Source organism: Streptodolium elevatio (genome assembly GCF_040649515.1).
Taxonomy (GTDB): Bacteria; Actinomycetota; Actinomycetes; order Streptomycetales; family Streptomycetaceae; genus Yinghuangia; species Yinghuangia elevatio.
Genome location: NZ_JBEZFP010000021.1, coordinates 1 through 19,517 on the forward strand (window position 1 = coordinate 1; position 19,517 = coordinate 19,517).

Below are 19,517 nucleotides of genomic sequence, written 5' to 3' on the forward strand. Positions count from 1 at the left end.
GGGGCGCGGCCCTAACTCTATACCGGGGGTCCGCGCCCCGCGGGCGCCCCCCCGCACCGCCGGGGTCTGGGGCCCCCGGCCGGGACCCGAACACCGGCCGAACCCGGGCTCAGGGGCAGGCGATGACCTGCGCGGACCACGAGAGCCCGCCGCCGAAGCCCATCAGCAGCACCGGTCCGCCCGGCGGGAGTTCGCGGCGCTCGACGAGCTTCGACAGCGCGATGGGCACCGACGCCGCCGACGTGTTGCCCGAGTCGACGACGTCCCGGGCGACGACCGCGGTGTCCGGCAGCCCGAGCCGCCGTACGAACGCCTCGATGATGCGCAGGTTGGCCTGGTGCGTGACGATGCCCGCCAGGTCGCCGACCGTGATCCCGGCGCGCTTGCACGCCTCCCGTGCCACGGCCGGGAGTTCGGTGGTCGCCCAGCGGAACACCGCCTGACCCTCCTGGGCGAACCGCGGGTGCCAGTCACCGCCGATGCGCACCGCGTCGGCGCGCGCCGGGTCCGACCCCCACGCCACCGGGCCGATGCCCGGGGTGTCGGCGGCGCTGATGACCGCCGCTCCGGCGCCGTCGCCCAGCAGGATGCAGGAGGTGCGGTCGGTCCAGTCGGTGACGTCCGACATCTTCTCGGCGCCGATCACCAGCGCGTGCCGGGCCGCGCCCGCGCGTACCGCGTGGTCGGCGCAGGCCAGAGCCGTGCAGAAGCCGGCGCAGGCGTTGTTGAGGTCGTACGTCACCGCCGACGGGATCCCGAGGCGTGCCGCGACCAGGGCGGCGGTGGACGGGCAGCGGTCGACCGCGGTGCAGGTCGCCACGGTCACCATGCCGATGTCGGCCGGCGCGAGCCCCGCCGCGGCCATCGCCTTCTCGGCGGCCTCGGACGCCAGGTCGGCGACCGACTCGGTGTCGGCGATGCGACGGGTCGCGATCCCCGTGCGCTGCCTGATCCACGAGTCGTCGGTCTCGACGATGGCGGCCAGGTCGTCGTTCGTCAGCACTCGTGAAGGCTGGTAGTGGCCAAGAGCGGTGATGCGGGAACCCGACAAGTGTCTCGTCTCCTTGAAGGACGGCGACTGGGGGCGATCCCGGGAAAATATAGCAACCGATCGATCGGACGCTAAATGTCCAGGATGTCGCTACGATGACCGCCATGAGCCCCCGCAGATCCGTGGCCGAGACCCGTGACACGCGCGCACGCATCATCGCCCGCAGCGCCGCGATCGCCTCGGTGGACGGCCTCGAGGGCCTGACCATCGGGCGCCTGGCCGGCGACCTGGGCATGAGCAAGGCCGGGGTGCTGGGCCACTTCGGCACCAAGGAGGCACTGCAGATCGCCGCCTTGGACGGCGCGTCCGAGGAGTTCGTCCGCCTGGTCTGGGAGCCCGCCGCCGACCGACCCGCCGGCCTCGCGCGCCTCCTCGCCGTCTGCGAGGCGTGGACCGCCTATCTCGTCGGCGAACGCGCCGCCTTCCCGGGCGGCTGCCTGTTCACCACCGCGTCCATCGAGTTCGACGCGCGCCAAGGGCCGGTACGCGACAAGGTCCTGCGCCTGTTCACCGGATGGCGCAAGAGCCTCGTCGCGGACGTACGGGCGGCCGTGGAGGCCGAGGAACTTCCCCGCGACACCGACCCCGACCAGATCGTCTTCGAACTGTTCGGCATCTATCTGTCGCTCAATCAGTCCGTGCAGCTCTTCGACGACCCCCGGGCCGCCGAGCGCGCCCGAACTGCCGTACGCAGGCTGCTGTTCGCGACGTCCATGGCGTCCGCGACGCCCGGGTAGCACGCGCCGCGCCCGCACTGCGCCGTTGGGGTGCGCCGAGTGGCGAGGTCGCCGCGGCGGGGTGACATTGGGTGGGTCTGCATCCACCTGACCCCACCCCCACCCCGGAGGCGGATCCGCATGGCCGAGATGAGCGAACCGTACGCACAAGGCACCCCCTGCTGGGTCGACCTCATGGCGGCGGACCAACAGGCCGCGATCGACTACTACTCGGACCTGCTCGGCTGGAACGGCGAAGTCGGACCGCCCGAGTTCGGCGGCTACGCGATCTGCGAGCTGCGCGGCAAGCCGGTCGCCGGGATCGGCGCGGCCATGTCGATGGACGGCTCGCCCCCGCCGCCGACCGCGTGGACCACGTACCTCGCCGTCGACGACATCCAGGAGACCGCCGCCAAGGTCACCGCGAACGGCGGCACGCTGCTGGTGCCGCCCATGCAGGTGGGCGAGCAAGGCCACATGCTGGTCTGCGCCGACCCTTCCGGCGCGGTCGTCGGCGCCTGGCAGCGCATCGAGTTCTTCGGGGCGCAGCGCGTCAACGAGGCCGGCGCGCTGGTCTGGAACGAGCTCAACACGCGCGACCTCGACAAGGCACTGCCGTTCTACGAGGCGGTCTTCGGCGTCTCGTTCGAGTCCATGCCGGAGATGCCGGCCTACCGGGGCATGCTCGCCCACGGCCGCGTGGTGGGCGGGGCCCAGCCCATCCCCGACGACGCGCCCGCGGAGATGCCCGCGCACTGGCTGACGTACTTCGCGGTCGACGACGCGGACAGTGTCGTCGCCGCGGCGGTCCACGCGCGCAGCACGCTGCTGATGCCCGCGTTCGACATGTCGGCCGGCCGGATGGCCGTGATCCAGGACCCGCAGGGCGGCATCTTCGCGGTCCTCAAGTCGAGCATGTAGAGGCAACTGAAGAGCACTTACGGTCCGCGCCGCGCGACGCCCGGACGGGAACAGGCCCCGGGCTCGCGCGGCACCGGGCACGCCGGGCCGATCACGCAGGGCCGATCACGCCCTCTAGGCTTGGGCCGTGATCGACTCGACAGACCTGGTCATTTTCGACTGCGACGGCGTGCTGGTGGACTCCGAGCGGATCGCGCTCCGCATCCAGCGCGAGGTCCTCGGCGCCATGGGGTGGGTGCTCGACGACGAAGAGATCGTCGACCTCTTCATCGGCCGTGCGGCCGCCGCCATCGGTGCGATGGTCGAGGAACGCCTCGGCACCGGCGCGGGGGCGCACTGGCACGAGGTGTTCCACCGCCGCCACCGCGAAGAGGTCGACGCCGGGCTCCCGCTCGTCGACGGCATCGCCGAGGCCCTCGACGCGATCCTGCCGCGCGTCGCCACCTGCATCGCCTCCGGCGGCGACCACGCCAAGATGCGCCACACCCTCGGCACCACCGGCCTCTACCCGCGCTTCGACGGCCGCATCTTCAGCTCCACCGAAGTGCCGCTGGGCAAGCCGGCCCCCGATGTGTTCCTGCACGCGGCCGCGCGCATGGGCGCGGACCCGGCGGCGTGCGTGGTGATCGAGGACAGCATGTACGGCGTCCAGGCAGCGCGCGCGGCCGGGATGCGTGCCTACGGCTACACCGGCGGCCTGACCCCGGCCGAGCGCCTGGCCGGGCCCGGGACCGTGCTGTTCGACGACATGCGCAAGCTGCCGATGCTCCTGGGATACGAAGCACCGGCAGCCGCGTAGCGGGGTCGGGCCTGGTCGGCGGCGACCCGGCCCGGTCAGCTCTCCGGCCTGTCCAGGACACGCAGCCACGTGCCGTCCGCCTGGCGGCGGGCGACCTGCACCCGGCCACCCGTCCCGTCCTTCGGCTTGGTCGACGTCAGCGCCAGGTCGCCGGCGATCACCGTCGGCAGCGGCTCTTCGACCTCGAACTTCACCTCGGCCGCGATCAGCCGCTCCCACGCGGCGCGGATGGCGTCCCGGCCGGTGATCTCGTTGCCGATCGGGTACGCCAGGACCGCGTCCGCCTCGTACAGGTCGGCGAGGCCTTCCGCGTCCCGCGCGTTGAGGCGCTCGACCACCAGGCGCGCGATGTCCTCGGGGTGGCCGGCCTTCTCACGTGTGGCAGTCATGTCGGTCCTCTTTCCTCACTTGCCGGACGTGCTCTCTTGCTCGGGCGGCACCGGCCGCCGCCGCGAACCGCACCCACCCGCACTTCCATGTTCGGCCGCTTCTTTCCATAAGTCCAAGACATGATACTTATGCGATCTAGAATCAGTGGTTATGGAACTGCGTCAGCTCGAATACCTGGTCACCGTCGTCGACGAGGCGGGCTTCACCAAGGCCGCGGCACGCCTGCACGTCGCCCAGCCCGGGGTGAGCGCGCAGATCAAGCAGTTGGAGCGCGAGTTGGGGCAGGAGCTGCTGGACCGCTCGGGGCGTACCGTGCGGCCGACCCGCGCGGGGGAGGCGATCCTGCCCTACGCGCGCGCCGCGCTGGAGAACGCCGCGGCGGTACGCCTCGTCGCGGACGAACTGGCCGGCCTGGTCCGCGGACGCGTCGCACTCGGCACCATCCCGTCCCGACCGTTGTCCGAACTCCCTTCGCTGCTCGCGGCGTTCCACCGCACTCACCCCGGCGTCGAGATCACGCTCGCCGAGGACCGCTCCGACCTCCTCCTCGCGGCGGTACGCGCCGGGCGCCTGGACGTGGCCGTCGTCGGGATCGCCGGCGACCGGCCGCCCGGGCTTGCGGGCGAGGTCATCACCGAACAGGAGATGGCCGCCGCCGTACCGCCGGACCACGCGCTCGCCAAACGCCGCACGATGCCGCTGCGCGCCCTCCGCGACGTGCCGCTCGTCTGCCTGTCGCGCGGCAGCGGCATCCGGACCGCACTCGAACAGGCCTGTGGCGGCGCCGGGTTCCAGCCGAGAGTGGCCTTCGAGGCGGGCGACCCGCACGTGGTCGCCGAACTGGCCGCGGAAGGACTCGGCGTCGCCGTGCTGCCCCGGCTCTTCGTGGCAGGGCACCCGACCGGGCTGCGGCCGGTCGCCCTCATCCCGGCTCCGGTCGGCCGCATCGAGCTGGTCTGGCGGGACGACGCCCCCGCGAGTCCGGCGGCCCGGGCCTTCCTGGCGAAGGCCCGGGCCGCACTGGCGGACAACTCCGCCGACGCCGACGCCGACGACTCGCCCAACGCCGCCGACGGGTCTGCGCACACGCGGTAGCCCCGCTCAGCCGCGCGACATCACCCCCAGAGCGGCGCCGACGACGGCCAGGCCCGCCCACGAGATCGCGGTCAGCTGCTCGCCCAGGACCACCACGGCCAGGACGGCCGCGGCGGCCGGTTCCGCGAGTGTCAGCGACGTCGCCACGACCGCCGTGGTGTGGCGCAGCCCGAGCCCGAACAACGTGTACGCGACGCACGTGGTCAGCACCGCCAGGTGCAGCGCCACCGCCGTACCCCGCACGTCGGCGAGCCACCAGCCCTCAGCGACGACCAGCGGCGCGACCGCGGCCGCCGCCACCGCGAACATCACGGCGAGCGCCGGGCGGGCCGCGTGGCCGCGGGTGATCATGCGCGCGCCGACGGAGGCGTACACGGCGTACGCCAGGCCCGCGACGAGGGCGAGGCCGACGCCGAGCGCGTCCGCGCGTACCCCGCCCGACTCCTGGCCGACGACGAGCAGTGCGCAGCCCGCCACGGCCGCGGCCGTCGCGAGCCGGCGCCGGATTCCGAAGGATGCGCGCTCGACCAACCCCGCGAACACCGGGGCGGAGCCCAGCGCGACGACCGTCGCGACCGCGACGCCGGTGCGCGACACGGCCGGGTAGAACGTGAGCGGGTACGCGGCGACCGCGGCCGCCCCGACGAGCAGGGCAAGGCGATCCCGCCCGGAGGCGGCGCGCACGAGTGCCACGCAGCCGCGCGTGGTGACGAACAGGAGCAGGCCGCCGAAGACAAGGCCCGCGCAGCCGACGGCCGCGGAGTTGGCGCCCCGCGGGGCGAACGAGGCCGCGGTCCCGGTGCTGCCCCACAACAGGCAGGCGGCGAGGATCGGCAGCGGACCGCGTACGAACGCCCGTGCGGCGGCGCGGCGTTCGCGGGTAGCGGAGAGCGGGGTGGACGAAGACTGCTGCGCCGAGGGGCGCATGGAGGGTTGCGTGGACACGCCGAGACCTTCCGGATCAGAACCAGCGGAATGGGGTCTGAAACGGGCGCACGGCGGAAGAGCCCCGCGACGGGGGCTCGAAGGGAACGGCCTTGCCGGTGCGCCCTAGAAGGCGACCGGAGGGGGCGTGCTGCGGAAGGATCCGGGTCCAGGCATGGCGCTCAGACTAGGGCAACGCATCGGCGTCGGGAAAGACGAATGTCGTCGGGACCCCGTGGGACCGCGTCGGGCGGCCGGTGGCGGCGTCCGTGTGTATGCGTGCCGGTGGCGGCGGTCAGCGTACGCGCAGCCCTGAGCGGGCCAGGGCGCGCAATTGGTCGGGCGTCGGGCACCAGTTCGAGGTCAGCTCCTCGGCGGGCCAGCCCGCCGCCTTCGAACCCGCCTCGAACGCGGTCTGCAGGAACGCCAGCAGCGTGCGGCGCGGATTCTCGGCGGCGCGGACCGCGTCATACCGCAGCAGCGCCATACCGCCGTCGTTGACCCACTCCGCCTGCTCCGGGCTCAGCGGGTGCTCGGCGAGCCCCTCCGGCTGGGGAGCCGTGTAGGAGTAGTACGCGGGGAAGGGCACCTTCGGGTCGCCCGGCCACCAGCCGAAGGACACGACCTCGTGCGTGTACGCCTCCGCGGTGACCGGGTCCGCCTCCGCGAGGGGAGCCGCGCGCTTGCCCGAGAAGCGCGTCATCGCCAGGTCGAAGGAGTGCCAGAACACGTGCACCGGGCTGGTCTTCCCGGTGAACCAGCCCGCGAACTCCTGGAGCACGTCAGCCGACCAGCCCAGCGCGCGCCAGTAGCGTTCGACGTACTCGCGCTGGTAGGTGCGGTGCTCGGTGTCCTCGGGGAACGGCGTCTTGAGGTGGTCGACGCCGAACGGGTGTTCCAGAAGCGGTACGTCGACGCCGAGTTCGGCCAGCGTCGCGTGCAACTTCGCGTCGAACGCCGCGACGCTCAGGCCGCCGTCGAGCGCGAACGTGCGTACGTCACCCCGGTCGGTGCGGATCACCAGGCGGTGGTCGACGAAGTCGAAGGCGATGTCGAAGAACACGTTGTTCGCGTAGAGCCGACGGGTCGTGAGGCCGCGGGCGTCGGGCGAGAACGTGATGTTCCACCAGTGGTTCTGCGGATGCGTCGCGGCGAGCTTCACCTTGCCGACGATCTGCGCGAACAGGTGGATCGTGTCGTGGGTCTCCGACCATGCCTCGTAGGGCAGCTCGGGCAGCGAAGGGGGCTCGGGCGGGCTCGGCGGGGGAGTAGTCGTCATCGTCCCATCGTCCGTGCGGAGCGTGGCGGTCGCACGGGGGACGCGCGGGGAACGCACCAGGCGTACACCCGTGCGGACGATCGGGAGGGGCGGTCGATCGGGACCGGCGGTCAGACGGGAGCGAGTGCGGTGTGCGGCTCGGCCGGCAGCTCGACCCGGATGGGGTCGCCGGGCGCGACCGCTCCGCCGGCCAGCACGACGCCCATGATCCCGGCGCGGCGCACCACGTTCCCGGCCTCGTCGCGGCCGGCGACGCGGGCCAGCAGGCCGTCCTCGAACCCTTCGATCTGCAGGCACGGATTGCGCAGGCCGGTCACCTCGACCACGGCCTCCGCACCGATGTGCAGCCGTGTGCCGGTGGGCAGCCCCAGGAGGTCGAGTCCGCGTGTGGTGATGTTCTCGCCGAGTTGGCCGCCCGCCACCGAGGAGCCTGCCGCGCGCAGTTCCTCGTGCAGCTCGTCGTGCATCAGGTGCACTTGGCGCAGGTTCGGCTGGCTGGGGTCGCGCGCCACCCGCGAGCGGTGCTTGACCGTCACGCCCGCGTGCACGTCGCCCTCGACGCCGAGGCCGGCCAGCAGGTGGATGCTCTCGCGGTTGGGCTTGCTGAACGAGTACTCGCCGTTGCTGCTGACGGCGAGGACGGTCGCGGTGGCCGCTGTCGGCTCGGTCATGGCGCTCCTGGGCAGTGCGGACGTGTCGGTCCGGGCGTGCGGAAGCGCAGGTCCGCGCCAGGTGCGCCCGGCAGGTCCATCATGCCGGGGCGCCCCCGCCCGGTTCGACAGGGTTTTCGGCGGCCGGCTCCGAGCCGGGGGCACGGGCGACTTCGCGGTCCGGGTCGGTGCGTGATCCCCTCGTCAGCGGCGCTGCGTGGCGCGCAGGTGTTGGACGGCGAGCCGGGCGGCCGCGCCGATGGCCGCGTCGGCCTGCGGCGCGACGGCAAGTGGCGCGTCGGCGTGGGTGAAGACCGCGACGGCGTACCGTCCGCCGTCCGGGTACTCGACGACGCCGACCTCGTTGCGGATCGTCAGCAGTGTGCCCGTTTTGCCGCTCACCAGGACGTCGTCGTACGGGAAGCCGGACGCCAGGCGGTGCGGCCACACCTGGAGGGCGAGCATGCGGCGCATCTGGGCGCTCTCGTCGGCAGGCGCGGCCTCGTCGTGCCACAACAGGTCCAGCAGCCGGCACATGTCGCGGGGGGTGGTGCGGTTGGTGCGGGCCGGGTCCAGGGACCGGAGCCGGTCCGCGACACCGGGCTCGCCCAGGAGCGCCCAGAGTTCGGGCATCGACGCGGCACCGCTGTCCGCGAGCAGCGCGTCCAGCAACCCGTCGCTGTCGGACCGGATGTGGGTGGCGTCCAGGCTCAGATCGGCGAGCGTGGCCCCCAGCGCGTCGACGCCGACCCGCGCGAACAACGCGTCCCCCGCGGCGTTGTCGCTGACCGTGATCATCATCGTGGCCAGGTCCCGCAGGGACATGGTCACCTCGTCCAGCAGTGTGGACAGGCCCGTCGCGCCCGGACGGCGATCGGCGGGTGCCAGGGTGACGAGGGCACGCGGGTCCAGTTCGCCGCGGGCGGCGGCCCGGAAGAACGCCACAAGCAGCGGCAGTTTGTAGACCGATGCGAGGACCACCGGGTCGTCCGAGCCCACGCCGACCTCGTGCCCGCTGTCGATGTCGCGGGCGTGCAGACGGCCGGTGACACCGGCTCCGCGGAACACTGCGGTGATGGACGACTCGGGCCGTGCGGGCAGGGAGTTCATGCTCGTGCTGGTGCTCATGCGAGGAACGCCGATGCCGGACGGACCACGAGTCGGGGCCGGACCGCGGCCTCCCGGGGAGCGGCCGCGGCGCGCTCGCGCAGGACGTCGGCGACAGTGTCGGCGAAGTCCCCTACGGGGCCGGCTTCGTCCGTGCCGCGCCGCCACGCGCAGGACAGGCGCGTCAGCAGCGGACGACCGAGCAAGGGGCGCCAGGTCAGGCCGGGCGGCGGTTCGGCGTACGGCGTCAGCGCCACCGCACGTCCGGCCAGCACGAGGCCGAGGGTGAAGTCCGGGTTCGGCGAGTCGTGCACCGCGGCGGGTTGGTAGCCGTGGCGGGCGCAGTCGGCAAGGAGCCGGTCGTACGCCTCGGGTGCCTCGTCGCGCGGGAACACCGCAAGCTCCGATCCCGCGAGGTCCGACAGGTGGACCTCGGCCGCGCCCGCCCACGGCGACGACTCGGGCAGCAGCACGCCGAGCGGTTCGGCCGCCACCGGCCCGACGACCAGCCCGTGTGTCTCCACCGGGTGCCGCACGATTCCGACGTCGAGCGAACCGTCGGCCAACTGCTCCACCTGCGCCGTGGTGCCCAGCGAGCGTAGGTCCAGCACGGTGTCGGGGCGGCGCTCGCGGAAGGCGCCGATGAGCGCGGCCACCGTACCCGCCCCGAGTTCGCCGGGGACGCCCGCACGCAGGGTCCCGGTGTCCGGGGACCTCTCGGTCAGGCCGTAGACGCGCTGCACGCGGGCCAGGATCTCACGGGCCTCGTCGAGGAGGCGGCGCCCCGGATCGGTCAGTCCGACGTGCCGGCTGGACCGGTCGACGAGCCGCACGCCCAGTTCGCCTTCCAGGCGCTTGAGGCGCTGGCTCAGTTGCGGCTGGGCCATGCCGAGGCGCTGCGCGGCACGACCGAAATGCAGTTCCTCGGCCACCGCGACGAAGCAGGTCAGATGCGCGATCAGGTTCACGGCCAGCAATGATAGCGATCTGTATATGAGTATGAGAACGATATGAATCTTGGACATCATCGCGACGCGTCTGTTTGGCTGAGCGCCGCAAGCGCCGTGCGGACCGATCGCACGGAAGGCGGACGAGCACGGGGAAGTGCGGGCAGAAGCGATGAAGTCCTGGAAGAAGCGAATATTCGGCGGCGCTGGGTGCGTCGGCCTGGCCATCGTGCTCACCGCAGGGTGCGGGTTGGTCTCGGACGAATCGCCGGACGCCGCGGCGACGTCGACGGGACCTCGTCCGGACCCGGCGGTCGCCTCGGTGCCGCCCGCGTCACCGTCAGCCGCGGCGACGCCGCCCCCTTCGTCGGCATCGGCATCGGGCTCGGCGTCCTCGTCCGGCACGCCTTCGGGTACCGGGGCGTCCACCCTCGTACCGGAGTTGCAGGCCGCCGCGGAGCGCGCGGTCGGTCAGAACGCCGCGGCCTCGCTCATCGCGCTGGACATGCGGAACGGCGAGATCGTGTCGACGGTGCACCGCCAGGCCGGGATGTCCGGCACGGTCGCACCCGGCTCGACGTTCAAGATCGTCACCTCGGCGTTGCTGCTGCAACGCGGCATAGTCACCGCGTCCGCCAAGGTGCCGTGCCCGAAGTTCACGACCGTCAACGGCCAGAGCATCCACAACGTCGGCTACATGGAGATGCCGGGCGCCACCTTCCGCGACGACTTCGCGCACTCCTGCAACACGGCATTCATCAATCTGCGCGACCGCATCAAGGACGACGAACTGTCCACGTACGCCACGCGGTACTTCGGCCTCAACAGCGATGCGTGGAAGGTCGCGACAGGACAGGGCAGCGTGGACGGCGTCGTACCGCCCGCGCACAACGCCAACGAGAAGGCGGCCCAGATGATGGGCCAAGGCGGGCTCGTCATGAACCCGCTCACGATGGCCTCGGTCGTCGCCACCGCACTCACCGGCAAGTTCCACCAACCGGTCCTGGAACGGGGCATGCCGGTCTACACGCGCTCCGAGACCTTGCCGCCGAACGTCACGAAGACCATCCGCGAAATGATGGTCGCCTGTGCGACGACCGGCAGCGCGGCGTCCGTCTTCCAGGGCATGCCGGGCGTCGGCGCCAAGACCGGGACCGCCGAGGTCGGCGACGGCACCAACGGATGGATGGTGGCGTTTCGCGGCGACATCGCGGTCGCGGTGTACGTCGAGGGCGGCGACTCCGGATCCGGGGCCGCCGGCCCGATCGTGCGCGACTACCTGAGCGCCGTCACCCCCTGACCCCGGCACCGTCGGACGTGCCGAGGAGGGATCCCAGGGCCGGTGCGACGACCTGTTCGGGGCGTACCGAGGAGAGTTGCTCCCGGTCGGGGGTCGCCGTGCTCAGCCCCGCCGCGTTGACGGCGGCGAGCTTGGGGGTCTCGGCGGCGTACGCGGCGCCGTGCAGGGACAGCGCGGTCCCGCACAGGAGCGCTGCCGTGAGCGTGCGTCGTCCAGGGTTCTTCATGACCAGGCCAACGATCGCGGGTGCGCCTCGTCACGGTCGAGGCGGCCCGTGCGGAGATCCCGTACATGCCTCGCATGCCGTGTGCGGGCCGTGCACGCGGTCGATCGGCTGGCGGGCGAGCGCGGTGCATTGCGGAAAGCTACAAAATCATGACGGGTGAGTCCGTGGCGTGCGCTACCGAAGGGGAGTGTTTCTGCTGCAAAGGTGGGTTCCAGGTGCTCGTGACGCCTGCTGGACAGGTGTACACGATTGTCGGGAACTCACAAGGAGAGTGCAGCATGCGTACGGATGGCGTGGTGGTGACCGGACTGGGAGCGACGACACCTCTCGGCGGCGACGTGGCTTCGTCGTGGGCCGCTCTGATTGCGGGACGGTCCGGCATCCGGGGCATCGAAGCGGCGTGGGCGGCGGACTCGCCGGTGCGCATCGCCGGGCAACTGGCGGTCGAACCGACCGAGGCCCTCGACCGCGTGCAGGCCAGGAGGCTGGACCGGTGCGAACAGGTCGCGCTGATCGCGGCGCGTGAGGCCTGGGCCGACGCGGGCGCGCCGCAGGTCGAGCCGGCACGCCTGGCCGTGGTGATCGGCACCGGCACCGGCGGTGCCCTGACGATGCTGGAGCAGGACGACGTACTCGAAGCCCGCGGCGCGCGGCGCGTGTCCCCGCACACCGTGCCCATGCTCATGGCCAACGGACCAGCGGCGTGGGTCAGCCTCGAACTCGGCGCACGGGCAGGGGCGCACACCCCGGTCAGCGCTTGCGCGTCGGGAGCGGAGGCCATCGCGTACGGCCTCGACCTCATCCGCCTGGACCGCGCCGACGTCGTGGTGGCGGGCGGGGCCGAGGCCTGTCTGCACCCACTGCCGCTGGCCGGGTTCGCCCAGGCCCGGGCGCACTCGCTGCGCAACGACGAGCCCGGGGCGGCCTCACGGCCGTTCGACGTCGCGCGCGACGGGTTCGTGATCGGCGAGGGCGCGGCGGTCGTGGTGCTGGAGCGCGCCGACTTCGCCGCGGCGAGGACGGCCCGCGCGCATGCGGTGCTCGCCGGGGCGGGGGTCACAGCCGACGCCCACCACATCACCGCGGGACATCCCGAGGGGCAAGTACGGGCCATGCGTGCGGCGTTGGCCGCCGCGTACACCTCGGTCGGCATCACGGCGGGCGACGTCGGCGTGGTGTCCGCGCACGCCACATCGACGCAGAAGGGCGACCTCGTCGAGGCGCAGTCCGTCGCCGAGGCGGTTGGGCTGCACCCCGCGGTCACCGCGACGAAGTCTGCGACCGGCCACATGTTCGGCGCGGCCGGCGCCTTCGGGGCCGTCGCCGCGATCCTCGCGATCCGCGAGGGCGTGGTCCCGGCGACCCGCAATCTCGACGTGCTCGACCCCGAGGTGAAGCTCGACGTCGTCCGCGGCGCGCCGCGGCGCATCCGAGTGGACGCGGCCCTGGCCAACGCGTTCGGGTTCGGGGGACACAACGCCGCACTGGTGTTCGCCCGGGCCGCGTAGGGCTGCGCAGGGCGGTCCGGGGCGGTGGTGGTGTCGGGCCAGGGGCCGGGGGCCGAGGGCGCGTCAAGATCGCGTCACCAAGCGGGCCCGGTGGGTCAAGACGGCGGCAGAGACTCGGACAGGTCGGCTGAACACGGACACACGCGTCCTAGCGTCGCAGCAGTGGGCAGGGACAAACCCGCCGCGAACGACGCGTCCGACGGCGCCCCGCCCAGGCACCACGACCCGCCCAGGCACCAGGGGAGAACACCATGACCGACCTCATCACCGCCCCGACCCAGGCAATGCCGTCGCCCTCGTCGCCCCGGCCCGCCCTCGGCGCCGAGCAAGCTGTCTGGCCTGCCGGCGCCCGGCACGGCGGCGGCGGCGACGTCTCCGTCGCCGGCATCGAACTCGCCTCCCTGGCCGAGCGGTTCGGCACGCCGCTCTACGTGCTGGACGAAGGCGAGTTCCGGAACCGCTGCCGCGCCTACCGCGAGGCGCTTCCGCACGCCGACATCGCGTACGCCGGAAAGGCCTTCCTGACCCGCGCCGTTGCATCGTGGGTACGTGACGAAGGCCTGCACCTGGACGTGTGCTCGCACGGCGAACTCGAACTCGCCGTCGCCGCGGGCTTCCCCGCCGAGCGCATCATCCTGCACGGCAACGTGAAGACCCCCGACGAGTTGCGCGCGGCGCTGCGCCACGGTGTCGGGCGGATCGTCCTCGACAACACCGCCGAGATCAGCCGCTTGGCCGCCTTGGTGCCGACGTACGACCGGCAGGGCGTCATGGTGCGGGTGATCCCGGGCATCGCAGCGGGCGCCCACAAGGCGGTCCGGACGGGCACCACCGACCAGAAGTTCGGCCTGTCCGTGGAGCACGGCGCAGCCGAGAACGCCGTCGCCCGCGTCCTCGACCAGCCCCGCCTGCGGCTCGTCGGACTGCACTGCCACCTCGGCTCCCAGATCACCTCGGTCCGGCCCTTCCTCGCCGCGATCCCGCGCCTGGTCGCCCTGATGGCGCGCATCCGCGACCGGCACGGGGCCGTCCTCCCCGAACTGGACCTCGGGGGCGGTCACGGCATCGCGTACCGGCCCGGCGAACACGCCCTGGACCCGGGCGCGTTCGCCGAGGATGTCACCCGCCACTTGGCGCGTGCGTGCGAGAAGGCGGACCTGCCGGTGCCGCGCCTGGTCGTCGAACCCGGCCGCGCACTGATCGGTCCGGCGGCCGTCGCCGTGTACCGCGTACTGGTCGTCAAGCGCACCGGCTGTCGCACCTTCGTCGCGGTCGACGGAGGCATGAACGACAACCCGCGGCCGGCGCTGTACGGGGCACGCCCGAGTCTCCGGCTCGTCGGGCGCGAGGGCTCCGCGGCCACCCGTACCTTCACCGTCGTCGGGCGCTTTTGCGAGGCGGGCGACGTGCTCGCCCCGGACGCGGTGCTGCCCGAGGACATCCATCCCGGCGACCTGCTCGCCGCGCCGGCTGCCGGCGCGTACCAGATGTCCATGGCGTCCAACTACAATCTCGTCGGACGCCCGCCCGTGGTCGCGGTACGCGACGGCCGCGCCCGCCTCATGCTCCGCCGCGAGACCACCATCGACCTGATGGCACGCGAAGTCCCCTGGTAGGAAGAGGGATTCGCGGATCCTGAGGCCTGTCCCGAGAGTGATCCCCGAACCGCTGCGGGCACGCATCCGGAGGGGCGTAGGTCGCTGCGGCCTGGACCGACCGGGCATGAGAACCTCACGCCCGTGGCCACGGAAACCGAAGTAGGACAGCTGTTGCACCAGCGCGGCTGGCGAACCGCGTTCACGGTCGCCGAAATGGTGAACGCGTGGGCGGCGTTGGTGAGCGCCGTCGAAGGCGGCTACGGCGACGACATCTACGAGTACACCAACGACCTCTACTGCCGAAACTGGCTGCACGAGGCGTGGCTCCTGCTCGACGAACACGTCGTCCAGCTCCGCACCCCCAAGATCAAGGCTCTGGACGACCGGTACAAGGCCGCGACCGTCGACGACGACGGCCAGGCGCTGGACCGGTTCCACAGAATTCCCGGCCCCGACCTCTGGTGGTGGCGGCGACACCCTCGCATCCTCACCGGAGATCTCGGCCGTTCGCTGCGCTCGGCCGGCGCCGTCGGCGCGGACCTCGACACAGCATGACCCCTGGCCTGCCTCTGCCCGTCCTCGGAGTTCGGCTCTAGAGCCAGTCGCGGCGCTTGAAAACGGCGTAGAGCGTGAGGCAGACGGTGCCCATCAGCGCGATGGCGAAGGGATAGCCCCACTGCCAGCCGAGTTCGGGCATGTGGTCGAAGTTCATGCCGTACACGGTGCCGATCAGGGTGGGCGCGAACAGGATGGCCGCCCACGACGAGATCTTCTTGATCTCCTCGTTCTGCGCGATGCTCGCCTCGGTCAGCGTGCGCATTTCCTCGTTCTGCCGCTGCCCCACCAGCGTGGCGTTGACGGTCAGGATCTCCGGCAGGAGCTGCCGGTAGCCGTCCACGCGTTCGATGGTCCGCGTGACGTGGTCCGCGACGTCGCGCAGGTAGCTCTGCAACTCGTGGTCGACCGCGTACTTCGCAAAGCCCGCGGCGAGCGAGTCCAGCATGCCGGTCAGCGGACGCGTGGCCCGCTGGAACTCGATGACCTCGCGCGACAGTTCGTAAATTCGCCGGGACACCTCGGGATCGCCGCGGAAGACCTCCGTCTCGATCTCGTCGATGTCGTTGTCCAGGCCCGCGAGCACCGGCTCGTAGCCGTCGACGACGGCGTCGATGATGGCGTACAGCACCGCCTCCGGGCCGCGGCGCAGCAGCTCCGGATCGGCCTCCATGCGCTTGCGCACCGCCGTCAGGTCCGGCGCGCCGCCGTGCCGCACCGTGATGACGAAGTCCGGGCCGGTGAAGATGTGCAGCTCGGCGAAGTCGACCTCCTCGGGCGCGTCCAGGTAGCGGGCGGCGCGCAGCACCACGAACAGGGTGTTCCCGTACCGCTCCAGTTTCGGGCGCTGATGGGCCGTGATGGCGTCCTCGACCGCCAGTTCGTGCAGGTCGAACTCTTCGGCGAGGGAGAAGAGTTCCGCCTCGGCGGGGCGGTACAGGCCGATCCACGCCATCCGCCCCTGCCGGGCCCGCAGCTCGCGGTACGTGGCGGCCAGCGTCTCGGGGGAGGCCACGCGTACGCCGTCCGCGTACACCGCGGCGTCGATGACGGACGCCCCGTCGGCGTGGTCCACGGGCGCCGGACCGTTCGCGGTCCGGTCCCCGGACCCGGATCCGGACAGGGGCCCGGGAAGGCGCAGGCCACGAGGGGTGAGCGCGCGCAGGGCGCGGTGACGGCGATCGGCCACGGGAGTCTCCGAACGGTGCTGGCGGCAGGCGGGGAGTCGACGCACATGTGTGTCGGCGCCCTCGCGGGCCGGCGGCCGTGCGGACGGCTACGCGCAGGCGGACGGGGGCGCCGGTGCTCCGGTGGAACTGGGAGGTTCACCACGCATCGCAGGTTCCACCTCCTCGTTCGCCTCGGCGTCGGCCTCGGTCGCATCTGCCGTGTCCGGTCAGGTTGCAGGCTACCGTCTCCGCGCCGGTCGCCGCCCCCGCTTCCCTCGGACCGCGTGGCGAGCGACCGCCTGCCGCCGGCCAGGTGTACCCGTGCGCCGGCAACTGGGTCACCCGCTCGTACGCGGTGGGCCGGTCGACCGTCTCGTCCATCCTGGACGACGTGCAACTTCCGTCGTTGAAGACGTTGTACGCGAGGAACCGGTAGTGGCCATGCGGCGCCCGGCTGACGTCCACGGTGCTGTCCACCGGACGGAACGCGCTCGGATCCGGGGGGCCGTTGCTCAGCCGTACCACGCGCCCGCGGTCGACCATCTCGAACACGTCAGCCGTGGCGAAGCGGACCACCGCCAGAGCAGCCGCTTGTACCGAACAACGGAACCGCCAGACGACGCAGTCGGCGTACCGCGTCCAGGCCTGGGGCCGGAACCGGAACCTGGATCGGAATTGGAACTGGAATTGGTAAACCGTGCGTCGTGCGCCTCCCGATGGAAGAGGGGCGCCCGTCCCCGGTCCGCCCTGATGCCGGGCCGGTCAGCCGCCGCGCGGCGAGTACATGATGACGCCCACGCCGACGAGGCAGATGAGCGCGCCGGCTACATCGAAGCGGTCGGGGCGGTAGCCGTCCAGCGCCATGCCCCACGCGAGCGACCCGGCGACGAACACCCCGCCGTACGCCGCCAGAATGCGGCCGAATTCGGCGTCCTCCTGGAGCGTGGCCACGAACCCGTACGCACCGAGCGCCAGGATCCCCGCGCCGACCCACACCCAGCCCCGGTGTTCGCGCACGCCCTGCCACACCAGCCACGCCCCGCCGATCTCGGCGAGCGCGGCGAGCAGGAACAAACCGATGGAACGCATGATCGTCACGGACCCGAGACTAGGGGGCCGCTCGCCCCGCCCGCCCGGCCCGCTCTGCGTCCGGTCGGCCTGCGTCGGCGGGTGCCGGTCGGCGGCCTGGGCGGACGAGTCCGGGCACGGCAAAGGCGAGGAGATCATCCGCTCCTCGCCATGTTCAACGTATAGCGCACCGGGGGCCTTGCGGCAAGGCCCCCGGCGTACCCCAGAATCATCGACCTGGCCCAAGAGTTGGTCGGAAACCTGACGAATCGGGAGAATTGCGTAGTGCGTGTTGGTATCGATGCCCGGAACAGCGGCCTGCCGAACAACCAAGAACCACTGGACGGAGACGGACCTGTGACGGACGCCGATGTACTCGTCGTCGGAGCCGGCCCGGTCGGCCTGATGCTGGCCGCCGAACTGCGACTGGGCGGCGTACGCCCCCTCGTCCTGGAGCGCCGCCCGCAACTCCGGGACACCCCGAGGGCCAACGGGCTCGGCGGGCAGATCCTGGAACTGCTGCGCTACCGGGGCGTCTTGGACCGGATCGAAGCGGCCTCTGCCGGTGTCGTGCACCCGGCTCCGCGCTATCCGTTCGGCGATGTGCACGTCGACTTCTCGTCGCTCCCGGAGCCGCCGCTGCGCGGGCTGACCCTTCCGCAGCCGGAACTCGAGCGCCTGCTCGACGAACGCGCCCGAGAGTTGGGCGCGGACATCCGGCACAACGAGGAGATCACCGGAGTCCGGCAGCAGGCCGACATCGTGACCGCGGACGTGCGCGGACCGGACGGTACGTATCAGGTCACCGCGCGGTACCTGGTGGGCTGCGACGGAGGGCGCAGCCAGGTGCGGGAGAGCGCGGGCTTCGCCTTCCCCGGCACGACGTACCCCGAGGTGAACCGGCTCGGCCAGGTCACGCTGCCCGATTCGGTGACCCGCCTGGACAACGGCGACATCGAGGTGCCCGGCCTCGGTACGGTCCGCGCGGGGGCGTTCACGCGCACCGACCGCGGCCTGTTCGGCTGCGGCTGGCTCACCGAGGACGTCCTGCTGATCTCCACGACCGAGGACGAACTCACCGAGGTCGACGACGACGCGCCGATGACCCTGGACGAACTCGGGGCCAGCATCAGGCGCGTGCTCGGCGCCGAGTTCCCCTTGGGCGAACCGCGCCGGCTGTCGCGCTACCAGTTCCAGGCCCGGCAGGCGGAGCGCTACCGCGACGGCCGGATCCTGCTGGCCGGCGATGCGGCCCACCAGTTCCCCGCGACGGGCGTCGGCCTCAACGCCGGCATGCTCGACGCCGTGAACCTCGCGTGGAAGCTCGCCGCCGAGATCCACGGCTGGGCACCCGCGGGACTGGTCGACACGTACCACGACGAACGCCACTACGCGGGAGCGCGCACGATGCTCCATACCCAGGCCCAGGTGGCGCTGCGCCGTGGGCAGGACGCCGCGGCCGAGGCGCTGCGCAAGGTCTTCCTGGAACTACTGGTCGACGACCAGCCGCTGCGCCGCATCGGAGCCCTGATCGCGGGCGGTGACATCCGCTACCCGATGCCGTACGCCGACGAGCACCCCCTGACCGGCGTGTTCGCCCCGAACCTCGCAATCCGCACCGACAAGGGCCCCACCACTGTCGCCGAACTCCTGCACAGCGCACGGCCGGTCCTCGTCGACCTCGCCGACCGTACGGACCTGCGCGAGGCAGCCGAGGACTGGGCGCACCGCGTGGACATCGTCACCGCGCGGACCGACGGAGAGCGCCCGGCCGACGCCCTGCTGATCCGCCCAGACGCGCACGTCGCCTGGGTCGCCCCCACCGACGACCCTGCCGGGGCCACCGCGTCCACGCTGCGAGAAGCCCTCACTCACTGGTTCGGCACCCCCTGACCACTCTGGTGCCCTGGTGGCCGACGGCCGGAGTGTCATCTGTTCGAGAGTGATCCGTCGGTGACACGCACACGAAATCTATGTTTGTCAGAGTAGACATTGGGGGGTGGTGTGGCTATGGTTTCTCTCATAGCCAGAGAGTCCACAAGGCCTCACAGAGGACGAACTGTGGGTCGATAGGAGCGCGTCGGAGCGGCGCGCAAAGCGGTTTGCAGGAAAGCAGTTTGCAGGACGGTCCGGTGGTCGGACTCCCGAAGCCGAGATGGTGCAACAGGGCGACGGGATCGGCACCCGGGTCGGAGAGCGGCCCGCAAAACAGGG

19 protein-coding genes are annotated in these 19,517 nt (G+C 72.0%); 9 read left to right on the top strand and 10 right to left on the bottom strand.

The genetic code is table 11. The features are described 5' to 3' along the window. Window positions 1-109 precede the first annotated feature (109 nt). Complete coding sequence (locus AB0C36_RS10860) at window positions 110-1,051, bottom strand: beta-ketoacyl-ACP synthase III (protein WP_358352308.1); 942 nt, start codon at window positions 1,049-1,051, stop codon at window positions 110-112. Between the two features lie 104 nt (window positions 1,052-1,155). Between AB0C36_RS10860 and AB0C36_RS10865 the strand changes: the two genes are divergently transcribed. The 3 genes from AB0C36_RS10865 to AB0C36_RS10875 all read left to right on the top strand — a co-directional run bounded on the left by AB0C36_RS10865 (window position 1,156) and on the right by AB0C36_RS10875 (window position 3,487). Next, on the top strand, window positions 1,156-1,788 hold the full coding sequence (locus AB0C36_RS10865; RefSeq protein ID WP_358352309.1) for a TetR/AcrR family transcriptional regulator: 633 nt from the start codon (window positions 1,156-1,158) through the stop codon (window positions 1,786-1,788). 120 nt (window positions 1,789-1,908) lie between these two features. Continuing rightward, on the top strand, window positions 1,909-2,688 hold the full coding sequence (locus AB0C36_RS10870; RefSeq protein ID WP_358352311.1) for a VOC family protein: 780 nt from the start codon (window positions 1,909-1,911) through the stop codon (window positions 2,686-2,688). 127 nt (window positions 2,689-2,815) lie between these two features. Next, window positions 2,816-3,487, top strand: a complete 672-nt coding sequence (locus AB0C36_RS10875) for an HAD family hydrolase (protein WP_358352312.1) — start codon at window positions 2,816-2,818, stop codon at window positions 3,485-3,487. 35 nt (window positions 3,488-3,522) lie between these two features. Here AB0C36_RS10875 and AB0C36_RS10880 read toward each other — a convergent pair whose 3' ends face one another. Then, window positions 3,523-3,876 (bottom strand): YybH family protein, encoded by a 354-nt coding sequence (locus tag AB0C36_RS10880; protein ID WP_358352314.1) that lies wholly within the window; start codon window positions 3,874-3,876, stop codon window positions 3,523-3,525. Between the two features lie 151 nt (window positions 3,877-4,027). Between AB0C36_RS10880 and AB0C36_RS10885 the strand changes: the two genes are divergently transcribed. Then, the gene (locus tag AB0C36_RS10885; protein ID WP_358352315.1) at window positions 4,028-4,972 is read left to right on the top strand and encodes a LysR family transcriptional regulator; all 945 of its coding nucleotides are present in this window, start codon (window positions 4,028-4,030) and stop codon (window positions 4,970-4,972) included. A 6-nt stretch (window positions 4,973-4,978) separates the two neighbouring features. Here the strand turns inward: AB0C36_RS10885 and AB0C36_RS10890 are convergent, their stop codons facing one another. From AB0C36_RS10890 to AB0C36_RS10910, 5 genes are all read right to left on the bottom strand, one after another. Then, complete coding sequence (locus AB0C36_RS10890) at window positions 4,979-5,917, bottom strand: DMT family transporter (RefSeq protein ID WP_358352317.1); 939 nt, start codon at window positions 5,915-5,917, stop codon at window positions 4,979-4,981. 274 nt (window positions 5,918-6,191) lie between these two features. Next, window positions 6,192-7,175, bottom strand: a complete 984-nt coding sequence (locus AB0C36_RS10895) for a DUF5996 family protein (RefSeq protein ID WP_358352318.1) — start codon at window positions 7,173-7,175, stop codon at window positions 6,192-6,194. A gap of 110 nt (window positions 7,176-7,285) precedes the next feature. Next, the gene (locus tag AB0C36_RS10900; protein ID WP_358352319.1) at window positions 7,286-7,846 is read right to left on the bottom strand and encodes an MOSC domain-containing protein; all 561 of its coding nucleotides are present in this window, start codon (window positions 7,844-7,846) and stop codon (window positions 7,286-7,288) included. Between the two features lie 183 nt (window positions 7,847-8,029). Then, complete coding sequence (locus AB0C36_RS10905; protein ID WP_435839024.1) at window positions 8,030-8,953, bottom strand: serine hydrolase; 924 nt, start codon at window positions 8,951-8,953, stop codon at window positions 8,030-8,032. Continuing rightward, complete coding sequence (locus AB0C36_RS10910; RefSeq protein ID WP_358352321.1) at window positions 8,950-9,900, bottom strand: LysR family transcriptional regulator; 951 nt, start codon at window positions 9,898-9,900, stop codon at window positions 8,950-8,952. The genes AB0C36_RS10905 and AB0C36_RS10910 overlap by 4 nt, the downstream gene beginning before the upstream one ends. Before the next feature lie 151 nt (window positions 9,901-10,051). Here AB0C36_RS10910 and AB0C36_RS10915 point away from each other — a divergent pair, with 151 nt between their 5' ends. Further along, a complete protein-coding gene (locus AB0C36_RS10915; RefSeq protein ID WP_358352323.1) occupies window positions 10,052-11,179 on the top strand; it encodes a penicillin-binding transpeptidase domain-containing protein in 1,128 nt (375 codons plus the stop codon). Here AB0C36_RS10915 and AB0C36_RS10920 read toward each other — a convergent pair. Next, window positions 11,169-11,405 carry a hypothetical protein gene (locus AB0C36_RS10920; protein ID WP_358352325.1) on the bottom strand — a complete coding sequence of 79 codons (237 nt, stop codon included), beginning with the start codon at window positions 11,403-11,405 and terminating at the stop codon, window positions 11,169-11,171. The two genes, AB0C36_RS10915 and AB0C36_RS10920, sit on opposite strands and share 11 nt — an antisense overlap. 278 nt (window positions 11,406-11,683) lie before the next feature. On the opposite strand from AB0C36_RS10920, the gene AB0C36_RS10925 reads away from it, so the two are divergent. From AB0C36_RS10925 to AB0C36_RS10935, 3 genes are all read left to right on the top strand, one after another. Further along, window positions 11,684-12,913, top strand: coding sequence for a beta-ketoacyl-[acyl-carrier-protein] synthase family protein (locus AB0C36_RS10925; protein WP_358352326.1), 1,230 nt, complete (start codon window positions 11,684-11,686; stop codon window positions 12,911-12,913). Between the two features lie 251 nt (window positions 12,914-13,164). Then, window positions 13,165-14,529, top strand: a complete 1,365-nt coding sequence (gene lysA / locus AB0C36_RS10930; RefSeq protein ID WP_435839025.1) for a diaminopimelate decarboxylase — start codon at window positions 13,165-13,167, stop codon at window positions 14,527-14,529. Window positions 14,530-14,652: 123 nt separating this feature from the next. After that, complete coding sequence (locus AB0C36_RS10935) at window positions 14,653-15,066, top strand: hypothetical protein (RefSeq protein ID WP_358352328.1); 414 nt, start codon at window positions 14,653-14,655, stop codon at window positions 15,064-15,066. Between the two features lie 37 nt (window positions 15,067-15,103). Here AB0C36_RS10935 and AB0C36_RS10940 read toward each other — a convergent pair whose 3' ends face one another. Continuing rightward, on the bottom strand, window positions 15,104-16,255 hold the full coding sequence (locus AB0C36_RS10940; RefSeq protein ID WP_435839026.1) for a magnesium and cobalt transport protein CorA: 1,152 nt from the start codon (window positions 16,253-16,255) through the stop codon (window positions 15,104-15,106). Window positions 16,256-16,997: 742 nt separating this feature from the next. After that, on the bottom strand, window positions 16,998-17,333 hold the full coding sequence (locus AB0C36_RS10945) for a YnfA family protein (RefSeq protein WP_358352330.1): 336 nt from the start codon (window positions 17,331-17,333) through the stop codon (window positions 16,998-17,000). Window positions 17,334-17,660: 327 nt separating this feature from the next. On the opposite strand from AB0C36_RS10945, the gene AB0C36_RS10950 reads away from it, so the two are divergent. Beyond that, entirely contained in the window at window positions 17,661-19,196 is a 1,536-nt protein-coding gene (locus AB0C36_RS10950) for an FAD-dependent monooxygenase (protein WP_358352332.1), read from the top strand. Window positions 19,197-19,517 lie beyond the last annotated feature (321 nt).

Coding starts and splice junctions, on each gene's coding strand:
- AB0C36_RS10865 (WP_358352309.1), top strand. CDS start 1,156: ATGAGCCCCCGCAGATCCGTGGCCGAGACCCGTGACACGCGCGCACGC.
- AB0C36_RS10870 (WP_358352311.1), top strand. CDS start 1,909: ATGGCCGAGATGAGCGAACCGTACGCACAAGGCACCCCCTGCTGGGTC.
- AB0C36_RS10880 (WP_358352314.1), bottom strand. CDS start 3,876: ATGACTGCCACACGTGAGAAGGCCGGCCACCCCGAGGACATCGCGCGC.
- AB0C36_RS10885 (WP_358352315.1), top strand. CDS start 4,028: ATGGAACTGCGTCAGCTCGAATACCTGGTCACCGTCGTCGACGAGGCG.
- AB0C36_RS10895 (WP_358352318.1), bottom strand. CDS start 7,175: ATGACGACTACTCCCCCGCCGAGCCCGCCCGAGCCCCCTTCGCTGCCC.
- AB0C36_RS10900 (WP_358352319.1), bottom strand. CDS start 7,846: ATGACCGAGCCGACAGCGGCCACCGCGACCGTCCTCGCCGTCAGCAGC.
- AB0C36_RS10905 (WP_435839024.1), bottom strand. CDS start 8,953: ATGAGCACCAGCACGAGCATGAACTCCCTGCCCGCACGGCCCGAGTCG.
- AB0C36_RS10915 (WP_358352323.1), top strand. CDS start 10,052: ATGAAGTCCTGGAAGAAGCGAATATTCGGCGGCGCTGGGTGCGTCGGC.
- AB0C36_RS10920 (WP_358352325.1), bottom strand. CDS start 11,405: ATGAAGAACCCTGGACGACGCACGCTCACGGCAGCGCTCCTGTGCGGG.
- AB0C36_RS10925 (WP_358352326.1), top strand. CDS start 11,684: ATGCGTACGGATGGCGTGGTGGTGACCGGACTGGGAGCGACGACACCT.
- lysA (WP_435839025.1), top strand. CDS start 13,165: ATGACCGACCTCATCACCGCCCCGACCCAGGCAATGCCGTCGCCCTCG.